The organism is Pseudomonas sp. IT-P218 (assembly GCF_949767605.1).
Classification (GTDB): Bacteria; Pseudomonadota; Gammaproteobacteria; order Pseudomonadales; family Pseudomonadaceae; genus Aquipseudomonas; species Aquipseudomonas putida_AE.
This window is the reverse complement of the sequence record NZ_CATKQQ010000096.1, coordinates 98454-116769: the sequence shown is the minus strand read 5'-3', so window position 1 is coordinate 116769 and position 18316 is coordinate 98454. Positions and strand designations below refer to the sequence as shown.

Below are 18316 nucleotides of genomic sequence, written 5' to 3'. Positions count from 1 at the left end.
AGCACTCCTATTCAGTTCGACGCACGGTAAAGCCCGTGCGCATCGATGTAGGCCAGGACCGCGTCGGGCACCAGGAAACGTACCGACTTACCGCTGGCCAGCAGTTGACGGATCTGGGTGGCGGAAACCGCGAGCGGTGTCTGCCAGACGAATGCAATCTGTCCGCTCGGCCCCTTGAGGGCCAGCGGGTCGCTCACCGAGCGCGCTGCCAGCAGGTTGCGCAAGGCATCCGGCGGTTCGCTGTCGGCATCCGGGCGTTGCAACACCAGGATATGGCAATGCTGGAGCAACTCTTCCCAGCGGTGCCAAGTGGGCAGGCCGCAAAATGCGTCCCAGCCCAAAAGCAGAAAAACCTGGGTCTCGGCGGGCATTTCGGCACGCATCAACTCCAGGGTATCAATGGTGTAGGACGGTTTGTCCCGCTGCAATTCGCGGTCGTCCACCACCAACGGTGCCACACCGGCCACCGCGCATTCGACCATCGCCAGACGGTCTTTCGCCGACACCTGCGGCGTACCCCGATGGGGCGGCCTGGCACTGGGTGTCAGGCGCAATTCATCGAGCGCCAGCGATTCGGCGACTTCCAGCGCACCCCGCAAATGGCCGATGTGCACCGGGTCGAAGGTCCCGCCCAGTACGCCGATGCGTCGAGGTGCAGGCGCGCTGGCGGTGACCGGGACTGACGGGTCGAGGTCGCCCAAGTCAGACCGGCTCCTGTCCGCGCAACTGGCCATCACCGACCACGATGTACTTCTCGCAGGTCAGACCTTCGAGACCGACCGGGCCGCGGGCGTGCAGCTTATCAGTAGAAATGCCGATCTCGGCACCCAATCCGTATTCGAAGCCATCGGCGAAGCAGGTCGGGGTGTTGATCATCACCGACGAAGAATCGACTTCAGCCACGAAACGCCGGGTGTCGCCCTGATGTTCGCTGACAATCGAATCGGTGTGATGGGAGCCAAAATGGTTGATGTGCTCGATCGCCTGGTCAAGCCCGTCGACCACGCGGATCGACAGGATGGGCGCCAGGTACTCGGTGCTCCAGTCCTCTTGCGTGGCCGGCACGGCATCGATGATTGCCCGGGTACGCTCGCAGCCGCGCAGTTCGACGCCTTTTTCGCGGAACTGGGCCGCCATCGCCGGCAGGAAATCTTTGGCAACGATTTGATCGACCAGCAGCGTCTCCATCGCCCCGCAGATGCCGTAGCGGTAAGTCTTGGCGTTGAACGCGATGCGCTGGGCTTTCGCCAGGTCGGCGTGCTCGCTCACGAAAACGTGGCAGATACCGTCCAGGTGCTTGATCACCGGCACCCGGGCATCCCGACTGACGCGCTCGATCAGGCCACGGCCACCACGGGGCACAATGACGTCGACGTATTCAGGCATGCTGATCAGCGCACCAACGGCAGCGCGATCAGTGGTTTCCACCACTTGCACCACGGCGGCCGGCAGATCGGCCTCGGCCAGGCCGCGCTGGATGCAGGCGGCGATGGCACGATTGGAATGAATGGCTTCGGAGCCGCCGCGCAGGATGGTCGCGTTGCCAGACTTCAGGCACAGGCTGGCCGCATCGATGGTCACATTCGGCCGTGACTCGTAGATGATCCCGATCACGCCAAGCGGGACGCGCATCTTGCCCACCTGGATACCCGACGGGCGATAGCTCATGTCGCGGATCGCGCCGACCGGGTCGGGCAACGCCGCGACCTGGCGCAGGCCAACGATCATGCCGTCGATACGCGCCGGGGTCAGCGCCAGACGCTCGAGCAGGGCCGGCTCCAGACCATTGGCGCGACCAGCCGCCAGGTCCAGCTCATTGGCCGCGGTCAATTCGCCGCGGGCTGCATCCAGCGCATTGGCAGCCGCCTGCAGCGCGCGGTTTTTCTGCGCGGTGCTGGCACGGCCGATCACGCGGGAAGCCTCGCGGGCAGCGCGACCCAGGCGGGTCATGTAGTCAAGAACGGACTCAGTCATGGTCTGGAGTGGTCTTTGCTAAGGTCTTGGTAAAGAGTAAAGCGGCAGATTATAGCTGTCGCGTCCGCCGACTAACAGCGGTGACGGGCGGATGGTCGAAATCGAGGGCAATTTGCCGACGTTCAGCCGGGATTAAGCTGCAAATTGTTATCATCACGACTCACTAGCCCTGATAAACGCCGTTCATCATGACTAACCTGACTGTTCGCGCCTCCGCCGAGGGCCTGCCCAAGGGCCTTCCGGACGCGTTTTTCGACCGCGACGCGCAAGTTCTCGCCCGCGATCTACTCGGAAAAGTCATCCGCCATCGGGTCGGCGATCAGTGGCTCAGCGCGCGGATCATCGAGACAGAAGCCTATTACTGCGCAGAAAAAGGCAGCCACGCCTCCCTCGGCTACACAGAAAAGCGTAAGGCTTTGTTTCTGGATGGCGGGCATATCTATATGTACTACGCTCGCGGCGGCGATTCACTCAACTTCAGCGCCCAAGGGCCGGGCAATGCCGTGCTGATCAAATCCGCCTACCCCTGGGTCGACGAGTTGAGCGGGTCGGCGAGCCTTGCGCAGATGTTGTTGAACAACCCCGACGCCCAAGGCCGCCCTCGCCCCTCGCAAAAGCTCTGCGCGGGGCAGACACTGCTCTGCAAGTCGCTGGGCTTGAAGGTGCCGGTATGGGACGCCAAGCGCTTCGATCATGAAATTTTACTGGTGGAGGACGTCGGACAGACCCCAGCCCACATCATCCAGGCCACCCGCCTGGGCATTCCCCATGGACGCGACGAGCATCTGATGTACCGCTTCGTCGACGCGGCCTATGCCGCCTATTGCACGCGGAACCCGCTGCGACGGGGCCAGGTCGAAGGTCGCGATTATCTAATACTGACCTGACACTGGAATGATTCATTGTAGGAGCGAGCTTGCTCGCGAATGCACCGGGTCAGTCGACATCAACGCTGGCTGATCCACCGCTTTCGCGAGCAAGCTCGCTCCTACAGGGGACACGTAGCGTTTTAAGATGATATTCGCCCGCCAAGGGCCATTTGAATTCGATGGAGTTGTTTTTATGGGCCCATGGCTCGATAGCGTGACCGGCTGGTTGACGGTCAACCCGCAATGGCTGGCGGCAGCGGTATTCATCGTGGCCTTTGTGGAATGCCTGGCGATTGCCGGCCTGATCGTGCCTGGCACCGTATTGCTGTTCGCCGTTGCGGTACTGGCCGGCAGCGGCGCACTGTCATTGAGTGAGACCTTGCTCCTGGGTTTTCTCGCCGGCGTGCTCGGCGACGTGGTTTCGTATTTCCTCGGCCGACACTTCCATCAGAACATCCGGCGCCTGCCGGGCTTGCGTCATCACCCGGAATGGATCGCCGGGGCAGAAGCGTATTTCCAGCGCTACGGTATCGCCAGCCTGCTGGTCGGACGCTTCATCGGCCCCCTGCGCCCGATGCTGCCGATGGTCGCCGGGATGTTCGACATGCCCTTCCCGCGCTTCTTCGCGGTCAGCCTGCTGGCTGGCGCCGGCTGGTCGGTGGCATACCTGCTACCGGGCTGGGCCACAGGCGCGGCGATTCGATTGCCGCTGCCCGAAGGCTTCTGGCTTGAGGCCGGCATCGTGGCCGGCAGCATTGCAATCATGGTCGGGCTGAGCGCAACCAGCAGCCTGCGCCGCCATCGCAAGGCCACGGTGTTCATTGCCGGCATGAGCCTGCTGATTCTGGCGGGTCTGTTTATCGGTTATCCGCACCTGGACGCCCTCGATCAGGGGGTCATGACCCTGGTGCAGGAGCACCGCAGCCCGACGCTCGATGAAGTGGCCGTGGTCTTCACCCTGATTGGCGAATTTCGCAACATGCTGATTTTCAGCGCCTTGCTGGTGGTGCTGCTGCTGATTACCCGGCAATGGCGCCAGCTGATCTTCGCCACCACCACCCTGCTCTGCACCGCGCTGGGCAACACCCTGACCAAACACTTTTTCGGCCGCGTGCGCCCGGAGGTATTGAGCGACCCGCTGACCAGCTACAGCATGCCCAGCGGCCACGCATCCGGGGCGTTTGCACTGTTCCTGACCCTCGCCGTCCTGGCCGGCCGCGGGCAACCGCCACGGATGCGCCTGACCTGGTTGCTGGTGGCGTGCTTGCCGGCGCTGGCGATCGCCCTCTCCCGCGTTTACCTCGGTGCACACTGGCCGACAGATGTGCTGGCGGGCGCGATGCTGGCGTCGTGTGTTTGTGCGGCGAGTTTGTGGCTGTGTCAGCGCCGGACTTCGCTCAACGCCATGCCGCCCAGAGTCTGGTGGCTGGTGCTGCCTGCGCTGGTGGCGTTGTTCGGATTTTTCGTATTGAGGCATTTGCCGCACACGATGTTGCGTTACGCGTATTAGCCAAAAGGGTCAGGCAAACAACTCCCCCTGCAACTCATCCAGCAACGCCTGAATCGCATCCAGCCGTTGCTGCGGATCATCAAGTTGCAGCAGGTCGATCTTGTCCACTTCGGCAAACGGCAACAGGTAAGCCAGCTGGTTGGCCAGCGACTGTTGTCCGGTGGCCTCGGTGCCCATGTTCAGCGCTTCGACCATCGGGTGTTCGGCCAGGGCCTTGAGCAAGGCCACCAGATCGGCGTCTTCGTCCTGCAGCGGCTGCTCAGGCTCGTCTTCCAGCCATTCGACCTCGGCGAGGATCAGCTGGTCGCGCTGGACTTCGGTGGTCAACACGTTGAACCGTCGCCCGCCCTCAACCCGTATCCCCAGCAGGCCGTTGTCCTGCTGCTGAAAATCGGTGATGCGCGCTTCACAACCGACCATGGCAAAGCCCTGCGGCGCGATACCGACTTCGCTCCCTTCAAGGATGCACACCACGCCGAAGCCGCCGCCCTGTTTCATGCAGCGACCGATCATGTCCAGGTAACGCGCCTCGAAAATCTGCAGGTCGAGGATGCAACCCGGAAACAGCACCGTGTTCAGCGGAAAAAGCGGCAGACTCATAGACATATTCCTTACACCACCATCGACACCGCCAACGGCAGGAATACCGCCGTGGCCACGCCCATCAAACTCATCGCCAGCGCCGCGAAGGCGCCACATTCGTCACTTTCCTGCATCGCCACCGCGGTGCCGACCGCATGGGCGGTCATGCCCAGGGCCATGCCGCGAGCCTCGGGACTGTGGACACCGAGCCGGGTCAACAGGCTCGGGCCGAAGATCGCCCCGATTACCCCGGTGATCAGCACGAACACCGCCGCCAGCGCGGCGACGCCACCAATCTGCTCGGCCACCAGCATGGCGATGGGCGACGTCACCGATTTCGGCGCCATGGTCATCAGGATCATGTGTTCGGCCCCAAACCACCAGCCCAACAGCACGCCCATGCACGTGGCGACCACACCGCCTATCACCAGCGTAGTAAATATCGGCCAGAACAACTGTCGGATCCGCCGCAGATTGAGGTAAAGCGGCACGGCCAGCGCGACCGTCGCAGGGCCGAGCAAAATACTGAGGATCTCGGTGCTCTTGCGGTACTCGGCGTAGGTCAGACCGCAGCCGACCAGCACACCGATCACCAGCAACATGGAGACCAGCACAGGCTGCAAAAAGATCCAGCGGGTTTTCTCGAACGCCGCCAGCACCAGTTGATAGGCGCCGAGCGTGATGCCGATGCCGAACAAGGGATGATGAATCACCGACGTCCAGGCGCCGTGCCAGTCCAGGATCATTGGCCGTCCTCAGGTTGAACATGGCGCTTGACCATGCGTTGCATGAGGACACCAGCGAACGCCATCGACAGCAACAATGACAACACCAGCGCGCCGACAATGGCCCAGAAATCGGCGGCGATGTCCGCGGCGTACACCATCACCCCTACGGCCGGCGGCACCAGCAGCAATGGCAGGTAGCGCAGCAGGCTGCTGGCTGCAAGGTTCAACGGCTCACCGACCTGGCCACGACCGATCAGAAATATCAGCAACAGCAGCAGGCCGATGATCGGCCCCGGCAGGAAGGGCAAGAACAAATGGTTGATCGCGGTGCCGAGCAATTGGAACAGCACCAGCCAGGTCAGGCCACGTAACAACATCAAAGATCTCCCGCAAAATCCGTCACCCGCATCGGCCCGCGCATTATAAGCACGCTTGCGCTATGGACCGGCATTCGCCATAAGCATGGTCTGTTGACCGCGGCCTTTTGCCATGGTGATCTAAAGTGGTAAATCCGGGAGGTCAAATCCCCCCACCTAAAAACTATAAAATCGATGAACCCAGGAGAGTCTCAATGCCCTATGTACCCGTTGCAGAGCTCAAAGATTATATCGGCAAGGAACTCGGACGTTCCGAATGGCTCACCATCGATCAGGAGCGCATCAACCTGTTCGCCGAAGCCACCGGGGACTATCAGTTCATCCACGTCGACCCGGTCAAGGCCGCGCAAACACCCTTTGGCGGTACCATTGCCCACGGCTTTCTGTCGCTGTCGCTGATTCCGAAACTGATGGAAGACATCCTCGTCATGCCAGAAGGCTTGAAAATGGTGGTCAACTACGGTCTGGACAGCGTGCGCTTCATTCAGCCGGTCAAGGTCGATTCGAAGGTGCGCCTCAAGGTCGAACTGTCCGAGGTCACCGAGAAAAAACCCGGTCAATGGCTGCTCAAGGCCATCGCCACACTGGAAATCGACGGCATGGACAAACCGGCGTACGTCGCCGAATCCCTGTCGCTCTGCTTCGTGTAAGCCCTCCGGGATGCGAAGCAGCACAGGCTGTTTCGCACCGGCTGTTTTTCTACCGGCTGTATAAGGACACATAGCTGCGGCATACTCGGTCGCCTAATTGCCCGGAACCCGCTATGCGCCCACTTGCACTCCTCGCCTTGACCCTGATGCTCACCGCTTGCGGCGACGGCGAATCGCTATTGCCCGCGGACGCCCGCCTGCCGGACGGTGGACGCTATCGCGGGGAGCTGGTCAACGGGTTGCTGCAGGGCCAGGGCCGCATCGACTACCCGAACGGCAGCTGGTACGCCGGCGAGTTCGATCAGGGCCAGTGGCATGGCCAGGGTGAATGGCATGGCAGCAATGGCGAGGTCTATCGCGGGCAGTTCAAGCAAGGCCTGTTCGATGGCCAAGGGTCCCTGACCACCAACGGTGGCAGTTACGACGGTGGCTTCAAGCTGGGCCGACGCGACGGCGAAGGCACCCTAAAAGAACACGGCATGCTTTACCGGGGCGGGTTCAAGGCCGACCAATATTCGGGGCTCGGCCGCCTGGAGCTCGAAGATGGCAGCGCCTATCAGGGCCAGTTCGCCCACGGCAAGCCCAATGGCGATGGCCAACGCAGCGACGGCAGCGGCAATCAATTCACCGGGCACTTCGTCGATGGTCAGCTGGAAGGCAACGGAACCTTCAACAGTGCCGAAGGCGATATCTATGTCGGCGGGTTCAAGAACAACCAATTGCACGGCAAGGGTCGTTATGAAAACGCCGACGGCGACGTCTGGCTGGGTCAGTTCAAGGAAGGTTCGCTCAACGGCAAGGGCGAATTGATCGGCGCCGACGGCAGCCATTACATCGGCCACTTCAGCGACTGGCGCTTCACCGGCCAGGGCCGCTTGAACCTGGCCGACGGCAGCTTCTACACCGGCCAGTTCGACAACGACACTTACTCCGGGCGCGGCACCCTGGTCCTCACCGACGGTTCCGTGCTCAGTGGCACCTGGATCAACGGCCAGCGCGTGCGCGACGCCGAGGGCAAATTGCTGCCCGACACCCTCGAGCTTGGCTTGCTGGCCCAGGGGCGCTTGCTCGAAGAGGCGCTGAGCAACGTTCCAGCCTCGACCCCGGCCGTGGAGCTTTATACCCTGACCCTTGGCGGCGACGGCAAGCAGAGCGTGTTCCTGCGCGAATCCGACTATGTCGCGAACATGCTCACCAGCCGCTTCGGCGCCTATGGCCAGATCCGCCTGGTGAACCATCGCGACCACCTCGGCGACCGGCCGATGGCAACCCGGGAGAACCTGCGGCGCGCCGCCCAGACGCTAGCCGAACGCAGCGGCCCGGAAGACCTGGTGTTCATCTACCTGACCAGCCATGGCACCAGCGAGCACGAACTGGTGCTCGACCAGCCGCGCATGGAACTGGCGGACCTGCCCGCCGACGAGCTTGCCGCCGTCCTTGCCCCGCTGAAAAACCGCGACAAGATCATCGTGATTTCGTCCTGCTACTCCGGCGGTTTCATCCCCGCCCTGAAAGACGAACGCACCCTGATCATGACCGCCTCGCGAGCTGACCGCGTGTCCTTCGGCTGTTCCGAAGAAGCTAACTTCACCTACTTCGGCGACGCCCTTTTCGCCCAGGCGCTGAACCAGACCGATGACCTGGAGCAAGCCTTCAAACTGGCCAAGGCCACTGTCGCCGAGCGCGAGCTGGCGGACAATTTCGAAGCCTCCGAACCGCAGATCTGGGCACCGAAAACCGTGCTCTCGCATTGGCAACTGTTACGTAAGCAGCAGGCACGAAAAGCGCTGCAAAGTGTCTCCATTGACAGCAAGGATGCAAAGAACAACTAAGCTGAACTGTATCAAGGGAGAAACATTATGTACTTGACGCCTCAGCACGTGTTGCTTGCCGGAGCCACTGGTTTGACCGGTGAACACTTACTCGATCGCTTGCTCAACGAGCCAACGATATCGCGAGTATTGGCCCCCTCGCGCCGACCACTGGCCGAACATCCGCACCTGGAGAACCCGGTAGGCGACCCCACTGAGTTCCTGCCGCAATTGAACGGCCGCGTCGACATCGCCTACTGCTGCCTGGGCACCACCATCAAACAGGCCGGCTCGGAGCAGGCGTTTCGCGCGGTGGACCTGGACATGGTGGTGGCGTTCGCCAAGCGTGCCCGGGAGATGGGTGCACGGCACCTGATCGTGATCAGCGCCCTGGGCGCCGATCGCAGGTCCTCGATTTTCTACAACCGGGTCAAAGGCGAAATGGAATATGCCTTGCGCGCGCAGGACTGGCCGCAGTTGACCATCTGCCGTCCTTCGTTGCTGTTGGGCGAACGCACCCAGCCACGCCTGGGCGAGCAGTTCGCCGGGCCCTTGTCGAAACTGATTCCCGGCAAGTACCGAGGCATAGAAGCTTGTCAGCTGGCCCGCGCGATGTGGCGCCTCGCCCTGGAGGAGCAGGATGGGGTGCGGATTGTCGAGTCGGATGAGTTGAGGAAGCTGGGCAAATAGATCAAAAGATCGCAGCCTTCGGCAGCTCCTACAGGGTGTACACCTTCCCAATGTAGGAGCTGCCGAAGGCTGCGATCTTTTGTTTTTACAATCCGCCGGTTGCCTGGAAACTCACGCCGATCACCGTCAGCAACGACAACGGTAACAGCAGCGTATCCAACAGCGCACTGGCCGGCAGATCAACACCCGGATAGCTCGGTGCCTCGGCGCCGAAGCGATCCATCGCGCAACAACCGCCATTGAGCGCATACAAATCCAGCCGCGTCCCGGAGTACACCACTGGCGCGCCTGGCTTGGCCGCATCCAGCGTACGCGCCGTCGCACATCCCGCCAGCTGTAACGCCAGCACTATAACCAACCACTTACTCATCGCTGGTCAGATGGTATTCGCCCCAACGCGGCAGCATGTCCTGAGGAATGTTCAGCAGATTGAGGATCCGCGCCACGACGAAATCGATCAGGTCGTCGATGGTTTGTGGCTGATGATAGAAACCCGGCGAGGCCGGCAAAATCGTCACGCCCATGTTCGACAACTTGAGCATGTGTTCCAGGTGAATACTCGAATATGGCGCTTCACGGGGCACCAGGATCAGCTGCCGGCGCTCCTTGAGCGTGACATCGGCGGCGCGTTCGATCAGGTTGTTGCACGCTCCCGTCGCGATGGCCGACAGGGTCCCGGTGGAGCACGGCACCACCACCATCGCCGCCGGCGCACCGGAGCCCGAGGCCACCGGCGACATCCAGTCTTCCTTGCCGTAGACCCGAATCTGCCCAGCGGCAGCACCGGTGTATTCGGTGAGGAAGGCCTGCATCATCTGTGGCTTGGCCGGTAGCGTGACGTCTGTTTCGGTGGCCATCACCAGTTGCGCGGCCTTGGAAATCAGGAAGTGCACTTCGCGCTCTTCGCGCACCAGGCAATCGAGCAGGCGCAAGCCATACTGGGCGCCGGAAGCGCCCGTCATCGCCAGCGTGATGCGGTCCGGACCGTTACTCATTTGAGCGCCTCGGCCAGCTTGCCGTGCAGGCCGCCGAAGCCGCCGTTGCTCATGATCACCACGTGGGTGCCCGGCTGGGCCTGGCTCTTGACCCGCTCGATGATGCCTTCCAGCGAGTCGCTGACAATCGACGGTACCGTGCACAGCGCCGCGGTGCCGGCCAGATCCCAGCCGAGATTGGCCGGTGCATACCAGATCACCTGGTCGGCATCGACCACGCTCTCCGGCAAGCCGTCACGGTGCGCGCCCAGCTTCATGGAGTTGGAGCGCGGTTCGATGATCGCAATCAACGGCGCATCGCCAATGCGCTTGCGCAGGCCGTCGAGTGTGGTGGCGATGGCCGTCGGGTGGTGAGCGAAGTCATCGTAGATGGTGATGCCGCGCACCTCTGCGACTTTTTCCATGCGTCGCTTCACGCTTTTGAAGGCGCTCAATGCGGCGATGCCCATGGCCGGAACCACGCCAACATGGCGCGCGGCAGCCAAGGTGGCCAATGCATTGGCCACGTTATGCTGGCCGGTCATGTCCCAATCGACCACGCCTTGAGCGACGCCTTCGAACATCACTTCGAACTTCGAGCCATCCTCACTGAGCAGCTTGACCTGCCACTGCCCGCCGGCACCGGTGGTTTGCACCGGGGTCCAGCAACCCATCTCGATCACGCGCAGCAAGGCCGGTTCGGTAGTCGGATGAATCACCAGGCCTTCGCTCGGGATGGTTCGCACCAGATGGTGGAACTGTCGCTCGATGGCCGGCAGATCCGGGAAGATATCGGCGTGGTCGAACTCCAGGTTGTTCAGGATCGCCGTGCGCGGACGGTAGTGAACGAACTTGGAGCGTTTGTCGAAGAACGCGCTGTCGTACTCGTCGGCTTCGATCACGAAAAACGGTGTGTCACCCAGGCGCGCCGATACCGAGAAGTTCTGCGGTACACCGCCGATCAGGAAGCCCGGGCTCATGCCCGCGTGCTCCAGCACCCAGGCGAGCATGCTGCTGGTGGTGGTCTTGCCGTGCGTACCGGCGACCGCCAGTACCCAGCGGCCTTGCAGCACATGGTCGGCCAGCCATTGCGGGCCGGAAACGTAAGGCAGGCCTTTGTTCAGCACGTATTCGACCGCCGGGTTGCCGCGCGACATGGCGTTGCCGATGACCACCAGATCGGGGGCCGGGTCCAGTTGCGCCGGGTCGTAGCCCTGGGTCAACTCAATGCCCTGAGCCTCGAGCTGAGTGCTCATCGGCGGGTAGACGTTGGCATCGGAGCCGGTCACGTGATGGCCGAGCTCTTTGGCCAGGACCGCCATCGAACCCATGAAAGTGCCGCAGATACCCAGAATATGAATGTGCATAGTCGACCTCGTAAAACATGGCCGCAGGTTAGCTTAGGGAGGGGAAAATCGCACCTTGTGTTTGAGCTGACCCATGCTGCTTCCCTCTACACTATTGCATCATCCGAAAACACTTGGCATCAGAATGCGCTGTTCCAGGCTGGATTTACCTTGATAATGCCGCTCATCCCTTGAACGTTCACTTGGAGCAGTCCGTGAAGAACAACACTTCCCAGATCAACATCGCACCTGCCTCAGGCACGAAAAAACTTTCCGCTGGACAGCGGAAATTCAACGGGCTCATCAAGAAGATCGAAAAACATCGCCTGGTGCTTCAGGAATGGCAATCCGCTACTCCCCTGTATATCGAACGTTGGCATCTCGAGTTCGCCCCCCGGCTCGAGCAATTTCATCAATGCAATGTTGAGCTTGTGCATGCCCTGGATCATCTCAGCGAACGGATCAAGCTCTCGAAAGTCGATCGCCGGACCTTGGTTCAGGAAATCCTTGACCAAGCTTACTCATTGATCGATCGCGGCTGTAATGAGGAGCAGGAAGCCGCTTTGAAAGCGCTGTACAACAAGCATAGCGGCGGTGACTTTGACGCAGATGAGCGTGAAGGAGACGAATTATTCAAACTCGGCCTGAAAGACATATTCGGTGTTGAGTTGGACGATGATGTCGACATGCAGTCCCCTGAAGACATTGCGCAAAAAATTCTTGAACAGCAGCAAGCTGAACACACCGCACAGCAGCAAAAACCGGGTAAAAAAAACGCACGCCAACAGCGCCTGAAAGAAGAGGCTGCCCAAGTCAGTCAATCTATTCGCGAGGTTTACCGCAAACTGGCCAGTGCCCTGCATCCCGACCGGGAAACCGATCCGGACGAGCGCAAACGAAAGACATCGCTGATGCAGCGCGTCAACCAGGCATATAGCGAACGGAACTTGCTCGAACTGCTGCAACTGCAGTTGGAAATGGAGCACATCAATGCGAGCACTCTTGAAACACTGTCTGCTGATCGACTCAAGCACTACAACCAGGTCCTGACCGAGCAACTGGATGAGTTGGAACTGGAAGTGCTCAACCTTGAACTGTCTTTCAGGCAACAATTCAATCTCGAGCCATTCGATGAGCTATCCGTTCAGAACCTGCCTGACATCTATCAACACCAACTCGACATGTTGAACACTGACATCGAAGAGCTAAGCGTTCTGCATGAACAGCTCAAGGATCCTAAAGTCCTGAAATCATGGCTAAAGCAACTACGGCAATATCAGAAGACCATGGAGTTTGATGAAACTCTATTCGATGACTTCCCGGATACATTTTTTCGTTGAGCCACAGTTGTTCAGGTTCACTCAAACACCCACTCCCTAACGGGAGATCCCGTGCTTGCGTAGCTTCCTGTAGAGGGTATTGCGGCTGAGCCCCAACAGCTCAGCCGTATTCGTCATATGCCAGCGCGTATGCTCCAGCGCATTCAACAGCGCCAGCCGCTCGGCATCTTCCAGCGGATGTTCGCAAGGCTCTTCAATTTTTGGCACGACCACCGGCTGCGCCTGACGAATCATCGCCGGCAGATCCTCCAGCCCGATCCGTCCGCCGTCACACAACGCCGCCAACGTACGCAACACATTGCGCATCTGCCGCACGTTGCCCGGCCAGGCGAATCCCAACAACGCCTCGCGCGCCGGCCCGTCGATCAGCACGGTTTCCCCGCGCGCCTCCTCGGCCAGCAGGAAGTCGAGCAACTGCGATTTGTCACTGCGCTCGCGCAACGCCGGCAACGCGACTTCGAGCCCATTGAGCCGATAATAAAGATCCTCGCGAAAACCGCCGTCCTGCACCCGCTCCAGCAGATTGCGGTGCGTGGCACTGATGATCCGCACGTTGACTGATTCCGGCTCGCCACCGATTGGCACCACTTGCCGATCTTCCAGCACGCGCAACAAACGGGTCTGCATGGCCAGCGGCATGTCGCCGATTTCGTCGAGGAACAAGGTCCCGCCATCGGCCTGCTGCAGCTTGCCGCGCATGCCCTCCTTGCGCGCACCGGTGAAGCTGCCGCCGCGATAGCCGAACAGCTCACTCTCGATCAGGCTTTCGGGGATGGCCGCACAGTTGAGGGCGACGAAGGCTTTTTCCGCTCGCTGGCTGGCCTGGTGGACGGCCTTGGCGAAGGCTTCTTTGCCCGAACCGGTTTCGCCGTTGATCAGCAAAGGGACGTCCCGCTCGTATACGCGCAGGGCCTTGCGGAAATCCGCCTGCAACGTTGGATCGCCGAGGCAAATGCCCGACAGGCGCGAGCGCTCTTCCACCACCGGGCCTGGCACCAGCGGCACCGGCGTTACCGGCGCTTTACGCGACTGCCCGCGCAACACGGCGAACAGGTTGCGTCCGTCACGGGTGCGCAGTGGCCAGCTGGCGCTGGCGTTGACGCTCGCGCGGCCGAGCAGTTCGTCCAGCGAGCAGTCGAAAAACGCCTCCACCGGCTTGCCCAGCAAGCCGCCACGGATATGCCCCAGCAGGTTCAGTGCGCTCTGATTGACCGCGCAGATCCGCCCTTCACCGTCGAACGCCAGCAGCCCTTCGCTGAACAAACCGACGGACTCGGCCTGCAGATGAAAACGCAGCAGCCATTGATTGTCGAAACAACGCAGGAAATAGCAGCTCTCGATCATCTTCGCCGAAAGATTGACCAGGGCCATGGTGTGAAACTGACTTTGCCGCGAGACCTCGTGCCGGGCAGAGGACACGTCGAGAACCGCCAACAGCTCGCCGTGCGGATCGAATACCGGGCTTGCCGAACAGGTCAGGCCGGTGTGTCGCCCGCGGAAATGCTCATCTTGGTGAATGGTCAGCGACTGGCGCTCCACCAGGCAGGTGCCGATGCCGTTGGTGCCTTCACAGGCCTCGCTCCAGTCGGCGCCCAGCCAGAGACCGGCACGCTCGAAAATCTTGCGTTCGGCCGGTGCCGTCACGCAATTGAGGATCACCCCGCGAGCATCGGTCAACAGCACAGCGTGGCCGGCACCGGAGAGTTGCTGATGAAGGCTGGTCATTTCATTACCGGCGATGTGCAGCACCTGCTGCAAGCGCTCGCGGCTTTCCAGGACGCGGCCATGTTCCAGCACCGTCGGCGCCATGGTCAGGGCGGGGTCGAGATGATAGTCCTCCAGGCACCGCAGCCAGGAACGGGCGATGGACGGGTCGCTGCCCGGCCCCTGCAGGTGGGCCTTGCCCTGGGCGACGGTCAATACCTGCTGGGCATGGCGACTCAAATGGTTGTCGTGCATTTCTTATTATGCTCCCCGGGGCTCGGCGACCCGTGCATGCGGTGATGCCGAGCATCCTCCAGCCGGGCCAGCATTGCAATGCTGGCGAGACCGGCCAGTCACAGCCTGTGCCAGAAACGGTACAAAGTGTCACGAGCACTGTACCGAAAGCGTCACAAGCACTCTCCGCCCGTCCGACAAAAACCGCGCAAGGCCTTGATTTACATGACCTGCAAGGCAGTGGCCCGACCCTTGCTCTACGCTTAAAGCAAGCGCACACGCGCGTCTTCCTTATAAGCACAAGAACCAAGGAGAAAACATCATGCGTTACGCTCACCCCGGTACTGAAGGCGCTATCGTTTCGTTCAAAGCCAAATACGGTAACTACATCGGCGGCGAGTTCGTCGCGCCTGTCAAAGGTCAGTACTTCACCAATACCTCGCCAGTGAATGGCCAACCCATTGCCGAATTCCCACGCTCCACGGCCGAAGACATCGACAAGGCCCTGGACGCTGCCCACGCGGCCGCCGATGCCTGGGGCGCCACGTCCGCCCAGGCACGCTCGCTGGTGCTGCTGAAAATCGCCGACCGCATCGAACAGAACCTGGAACTGCTGGCGATCACCGAATCCTGGGACAACGGCAAGGCCGTGCGCGAAACCCTCAATGCCGACATCCCGCTGGCTGCCGACCATTTCCGCTACTTCGCCGGCTGCATCCGCGCCCAGGAAGGCAGCGCTGCCGAAATCGACGGCAACACCGTGGCCTATCACATCCATGAACCCCTGGGCGTAGTCGGGCAGATCATTCCGTGGAACTTCCCGATCCTGATGGCCGCCTGGAAACTCGCCCCGGCCCTGGCCGCCGGTAACTGCGTGGTGCTCAAGCCTGCCGAGCAAACCCCTCTGGGCATCACCGTACTGGTCGAGCTGATCGGCGACCTGCTGCCACCGGGCGTGCTGAACATTGTCCAGGGTTACGGCAAAGAAGCCGGCGAAGCCCTCGCCACCAGCAAGCGCATTGCCAAGATCGCTTTCACCGGATCGACCCCGGTCGGCTCGCACATCATGAAATGCGCCGCCGAAAACATCATTCCGTCCACCGTGGAGCTGGGTGGCAAGTCGCCGAACATCTTCTTCGAAGACATCATGAAGGCCGAACCGTCCTTCATCGAAAAAGCCGCCGAAGGCCTGGTGCTGGCGTTCTTCAACCAGGGTGAAGTCTGCACCTGCCCGTCCCGCGCACTGGTGCAGGAATCGATCTATGACGAGTTCATGGCCGTCGTGATGAAGAAAGTCCTGCAAATCAAACGTGGCGACCCGCTGGACACCGACACCATGGTCGGCGCCCAGGCGTCCGAGCAGCAGTTCGACAAGATTCTTTCGTACCTGGAAATCGCCAAGGGCGAAGGCGCCGAGCTGCTGACCGGCGGCAAGGTGGAAAAACTCGAGGGCAACCTGGCCTCCGGTTATTACATCCAGCCGACCCTGCTCAAGGGCACCAACAAGATGCGCGTGTTCCAGGAAGAAATCTTCGGCCCGGTGGTGAGCATCACCACCTTCAAGGACGAAGCCGAAGCCCTGGCCATCGCCAACGACACCGAGTTCGGCCTCGGTGCCGGCCTCTGGACCCGCGACATCAACCGTGCCTACCGCATGGGCCGCGCCATCAAGGCCGGTCGTGTCTGGACCAACTGCTACCACCTGTACCCGGCGCACGCCGCGTTCGGCGGGTACAAGAAGTCCGGCGTCGGCCGTGAAACCCACAAGATGATGCTCGACCACTATCAGCAGACCAAAAACCTGCTGGTGAGCTACGACATCAATCCGCTGGGCTTCTTCTAACCTGGCGCGACACCGTGTAACGGCTTTCGCTGGCAAGCCAGCTCCTACAAGGATCACACCGCACCTGTAGGAGCCGGCTTGCCGGCGAAGGCGCCCTCATTGACATAACACTCAAGGCCTGGCCGCTCTGGCACGGGCTTTGCGTGCCCGCATCACACCCAAACGCAACTCACGCAAGTCCAACAAGATCAAAAAAAAACAGCGAGGACTTATGACTTCTTCCACACAGCTCAAACCCACACTCGGCACCCTGCATCTATGGGGCATTGCCGTTGGCCTGGTGATCTCCGGCGAATACTTCGGCTGGAGTTATGGCTGGGGCACCGCCGGGACCCTGGGGTTCCTCGTCACCGCACTGATGGTGGCAACGATGTATACCTGCTTCATCTTCAGTTTTACCGAATTGACCACGGCCATTCCCCATGCCGGCGGGCCGTTTGCCTATAGTCGACGGGCCTTCGGTGAAAAAGGCGGATTGATCGCCGGCATCGCCACCCTGATCGAATTCGTATTCGCGCCGCCGGCCATCGCCATGGCCATCGGCGCCTATCTCAACGTGCAATACCCGGAACTGGACCCGAAAATCGCCGCGGTGGGCGCCTACTTCGTGTTCATGACCCTCAATATCCTCGGTGTCAGCATCGCCGCCACCTTCGAACTGGTGGTGACCGTGCTGGCAGTCGCCGAACTGCTGGTCTTCATGGGCGTGGTCGCGCCAGGCTTCAGTTTCAGTAACTTCGTACTCAATGGCTGGTCTGGCTCCAGCGAATTCACCATTGCTTCCATTCCCGGCATTTTCGCGGCCATTCCCTTCGCCATCTGGTTCTTTCTCGCCATCGAAGGCGCAGCCATGGCCGCCGAGGAAGCCAAGGACCCCAAACGCACGATTCCCAGGGCCTACGTCAGCGGCATCCTGACCCTGGTGTTCCTGGCCATCGGCACAATGGTGATGGCCGGTGGCGTCGGCGACTGGCGCCAGCTGGCAAACATCAACGACCCGCTGCCCCAGGCCATGAAAGCGGTGGTTGGCAACAATTCAACCTGGATGCACATGCTGGTGTGGATCGGCCTGTTTGGCCTGGTGGCGAGTTTCCACGGGATCATTCTCGGCTACTCGCGCCAGTTCTTCGCCCTGGCCCGCGCCGGTTACCTGCCGCGCAGCCTGGCCAAGCTCTCGCGCTTCCAGACCCCGCATCGGGCGATCCTGGCCGGTGGGGTGATCGGCATTGCGGCCATCTACAGCGATGGCCTGGTCAACCTGCAAGGCATGTCGCTGACGGCGGCCATGATCACCATGTCGGTATTCGGTGCCATCGTGATGTACATCATCAGTATGCTGAGCCTGTTCAAGCTGCGTAAAACCGAGCCGAACCTGGAGCGCACCTTCCGCGCGCCGGGCTATCCGATCGTACCGGGGATCGCGCTGTTCCTGGCGCTGGTGTGCCTGGTGGCGATGGCGTGGTTCAACACCTTGATCGGCGTGGTCTTCCTCGGCTTCATGGCCGCCGGCTACCTGTATTTCCAACTGACCGCGCGGCAACGTTCCGAAGCACCGGCGGACGCTATGCTCGAAGGTATCTAGTTGCACCGGCGCCGGGCCCGTTGCCCGGCAACGCCCTATGGACGTGCACACCCCCCTGTAGGAGCTGTCGAGTGCAACGAGGCTGCGATCTTTAAAAGCAAG

At 61.1% G+C, this 18316-nt stretch carries 17 protein-coding genes; 8 read left to right on the top strand and 9 right to left on the bottom strand.

Features of this window, described 5'->3' with window-relative positions; all coding sequences use genetic code 11:
• Positions 1-11: 11 nt before the first annotated feature.
• Both nadD and ACM6I6_RS29655 read right to left on the bottom strand, forming a co-directional pair.
• Positions 12-701, bottom strand: coding sequence for a nicotinate-nucleotide adenylyltransferase (nadD, locus tag ACM6I6_RS29660; protein WP_274074454.1), 690 nt, complete (start codon positions 699-701; stop codon positions 12-14).
• A 1-nt stretch (position 702) separates the two neighbouring features.
• Positions 703-1974: a glutamate-5-semialdehyde dehydrogenase gene (locus ACM6I6_RS29655; RefSeq protein ID WP_414921165.1), complete on the bottom strand. Its 1272-nt coding sequence runs from the start codon at positions 1972-1974 to the stop codon at positions 703-705.
• 188 nt (positions 1975-2162) lie between these two features.
• Between ACM6I6_RS29655 and ACM6I6_RS29650 the strand changes: the two genes are divergently transcribed.
• The gene (locus ACM6I6_RS29650) at positions 2163-2861 is read left to right on the top strand and encodes a DNA-3-methyladenine glycosylase (RefSeq protein WP_323607793.1); all 699 of its coding nucleotides are present in this window, start codon (positions 2163-2165) and stop codon (positions 2859-2861) included.
• Between the two features lie 175 nt (positions 2862-3036).
• Positions 3037-4353 (top strand): bifunctional DedA family/phosphatase PAP2 family protein, encoded by a 1317-nt coding sequence (locus tag ACM6I6_RS29645; RefSeq protein WP_274074451.1) that lies wholly within the window; start codon positions 3037-3039, stop codon positions 4351-4353.
• Between the two features lie 9 nt (positions 4354-4362).
• On the opposite strand, the gene ACM6I6_RS29640 is transcribed toward ACM6I6_RS29645, so the two are convergent.
• The 3 genes from ACM6I6_RS29640 to ACM6I6_RS29630 are packed head-to-tail and all read right to left on the bottom strand — an operon-like array spanning position 4363 to position 6040.
• Positions 4363-4953 (bottom strand): LON peptidase substrate-binding domain-containing protein, encoded by a 591-nt coding sequence (locus ACM6I6_RS29640; RefSeq protein WP_274074450.1) that lies wholly within the window; start codon positions 4951-4953, stop codon positions 4363-4365.
• A gap of 11 nt (positions 4954-4964) precedes the next feature.
• On the bottom strand, positions 4965-5681 hold the full coding sequence (locus ACM6I6_RS29635) for an LrgB family protein (RefSeq protein WP_008065952.1): 717 nt from the start codon (positions 5679-5681) through the stop codon (positions 4965-4967).
• Positions 5678-6040 (bottom strand): CidA/LrgA family protein, encoded by a 363-nt coding sequence (locus ACM6I6_RS29630; RefSeq protein WP_274074449.1) that lies wholly within the window; start codon positions 6038-6040, stop codon positions 5678-5680. Before ACM6I6_RS29630 ends, ACM6I6_RS29635 begins: the two co-directional genes overlap by 4 nt.
• A gap of 194 nt (positions 6041-6234) precedes the next feature.
• Here ACM6I6_RS29630 and ACM6I6_RS29625 point away from each other — a divergent pair, with 194 nt between their 5' ends.
• The 3 genes from ACM6I6_RS29625 to ACM6I6_RS29615 all read left to right on the top strand — a co-directional run bounded on the left by ACM6I6_RS29625 (position 6235) and on the right by ACM6I6_RS29615 (position 9191).
• Entirely contained in the window at positions 6235-6690 is a 456-nt protein-coding gene (locus tag ACM6I6_RS29625) for a MaoC family dehydratase (protein WP_274074448.1), read from the top strand.
• Between the two features lie 113 nt (positions 6691-6803).
• The gene (locus ACM6I6_RS29620) at positions 6804-8522 is read left to right on the top strand and encodes a C13 family peptidase (protein ID WP_274074447.1); all 1719 of its coding nucleotides are present in this window, start codon (positions 6804-6806) and stop codon (positions 8520-8522) included.
• A gap of 27 nt (positions 8523-8549) precedes the next feature.
• Positions 8550-9191 carry an oxidoreductase gene (locus tag ACM6I6_RS29615; protein ID WP_274074446.1) on the top strand — a complete coding sequence of 214 codons (642 nt, stop codon included), beginning with the start codon at positions 8550-8552 and terminating at the stop codon, positions 9189-9191.
• An 85-nt stretch (positions 9192-9276) separates the two neighbouring features.
• Here the strand turns inward: ACM6I6_RS29615 and ACM6I6_RS29610 are convergent, their stop codons facing one another.
• From ACM6I6_RS29610 to mpl, 3 genes are read right to left on the bottom strand one after another with little or no spacing between them, the layout of a single operon-like run.
• A complete protein-coding gene (locus ACM6I6_RS29610; protein WP_323607792.1) occupies positions 9277-9561 on the bottom strand; it encodes a YceK/YidQ family lipoprotein in 285 nt (94 codons plus the stop codon).
• On the bottom strand, positions 9554-10186 hold the full coding sequence (ubiX, locus tag ACM6I6_RS29605) for a flavin prenyltransferase UbiX (protein WP_274074444.1): 633 nt from the start codon (positions 10184-10186) through the stop codon (positions 9554-9556). Before ubiX ends, ACM6I6_RS29610 begins: the two co-directional genes overlap by 8 nt.
• Positions 10183-11532 (bottom strand): UDP-N-acetylmuramate:L-alanyl-gamma-D-glutamyl-meso-diaminopimelate ligase, encoded by a 1350-nt coding sequence (mpl, locus tag ACM6I6_RS29600; protein ID WP_274074443.1) that lies wholly within the window; start codon positions 11530-11532, stop codon positions 10183-10185. Before mpl ends, ubiX begins: the two co-directional genes overlap by 4 nt.
• A 194-nt stretch (positions 11533-11726) precedes the next feature.
• Between mpl and ACM6I6_RS29595 the strand changes: the two genes are divergently transcribed.
• Positions 11727-12851, top strand: coding sequence for a molecular chaperone DnaJ (locus ACM6I6_RS29595; RefSeq protein WP_406591212.1), 1125 nt, complete (start codon positions 11727-11729; stop codon positions 12849-12851).
• Positions 12852-12887: 36 nt separating this feature from the next.
• On the opposite strand, the gene ACM6I6_RS29590 is transcribed toward ACM6I6_RS29595, so the two are convergent.
• Positions 12888-14810: a sigma-54-dependent Fis family transcriptional regulator gene (locus ACM6I6_RS29590; protein ID WP_323607788.1), complete on the bottom strand. Its 1923-nt coding sequence runs from the start codon at positions 14808-14810 to the stop codon at positions 12888-12890.
• Between the two features lie 301 nt (positions 14811-15111).
• Here ACM6I6_RS29590 and ACM6I6_RS29585 point away from each other — a divergent pair, with 301 nt between their 5' ends.
• Together ACM6I6_RS29585 and eat are read left to right on the top strand one after the other, a co-directional pair.
• On the top strand, positions 15112-16632 hold the full coding sequence (locus tag ACM6I6_RS29585) for an aldehyde dehydrogenase family protein (protein WP_274074440.1): 1521 nt from the start codon (positions 15112-15114) through the stop codon (positions 16630-16632).
• A 211-nt stretch (positions 16633-16843) separates the two neighbouring features.
• Positions 16844-18214 (top strand): ethanolamine permease, encoded by a 1371-nt coding sequence (gene eat, locus ACM6I6_RS29580; RefSeq protein ID WP_274074439.1) that lies wholly within the window; start codon positions 16844-16846, stop codon positions 18212-18214.
• Positions 18215-18316 lie beyond the last annotated feature (102 nt).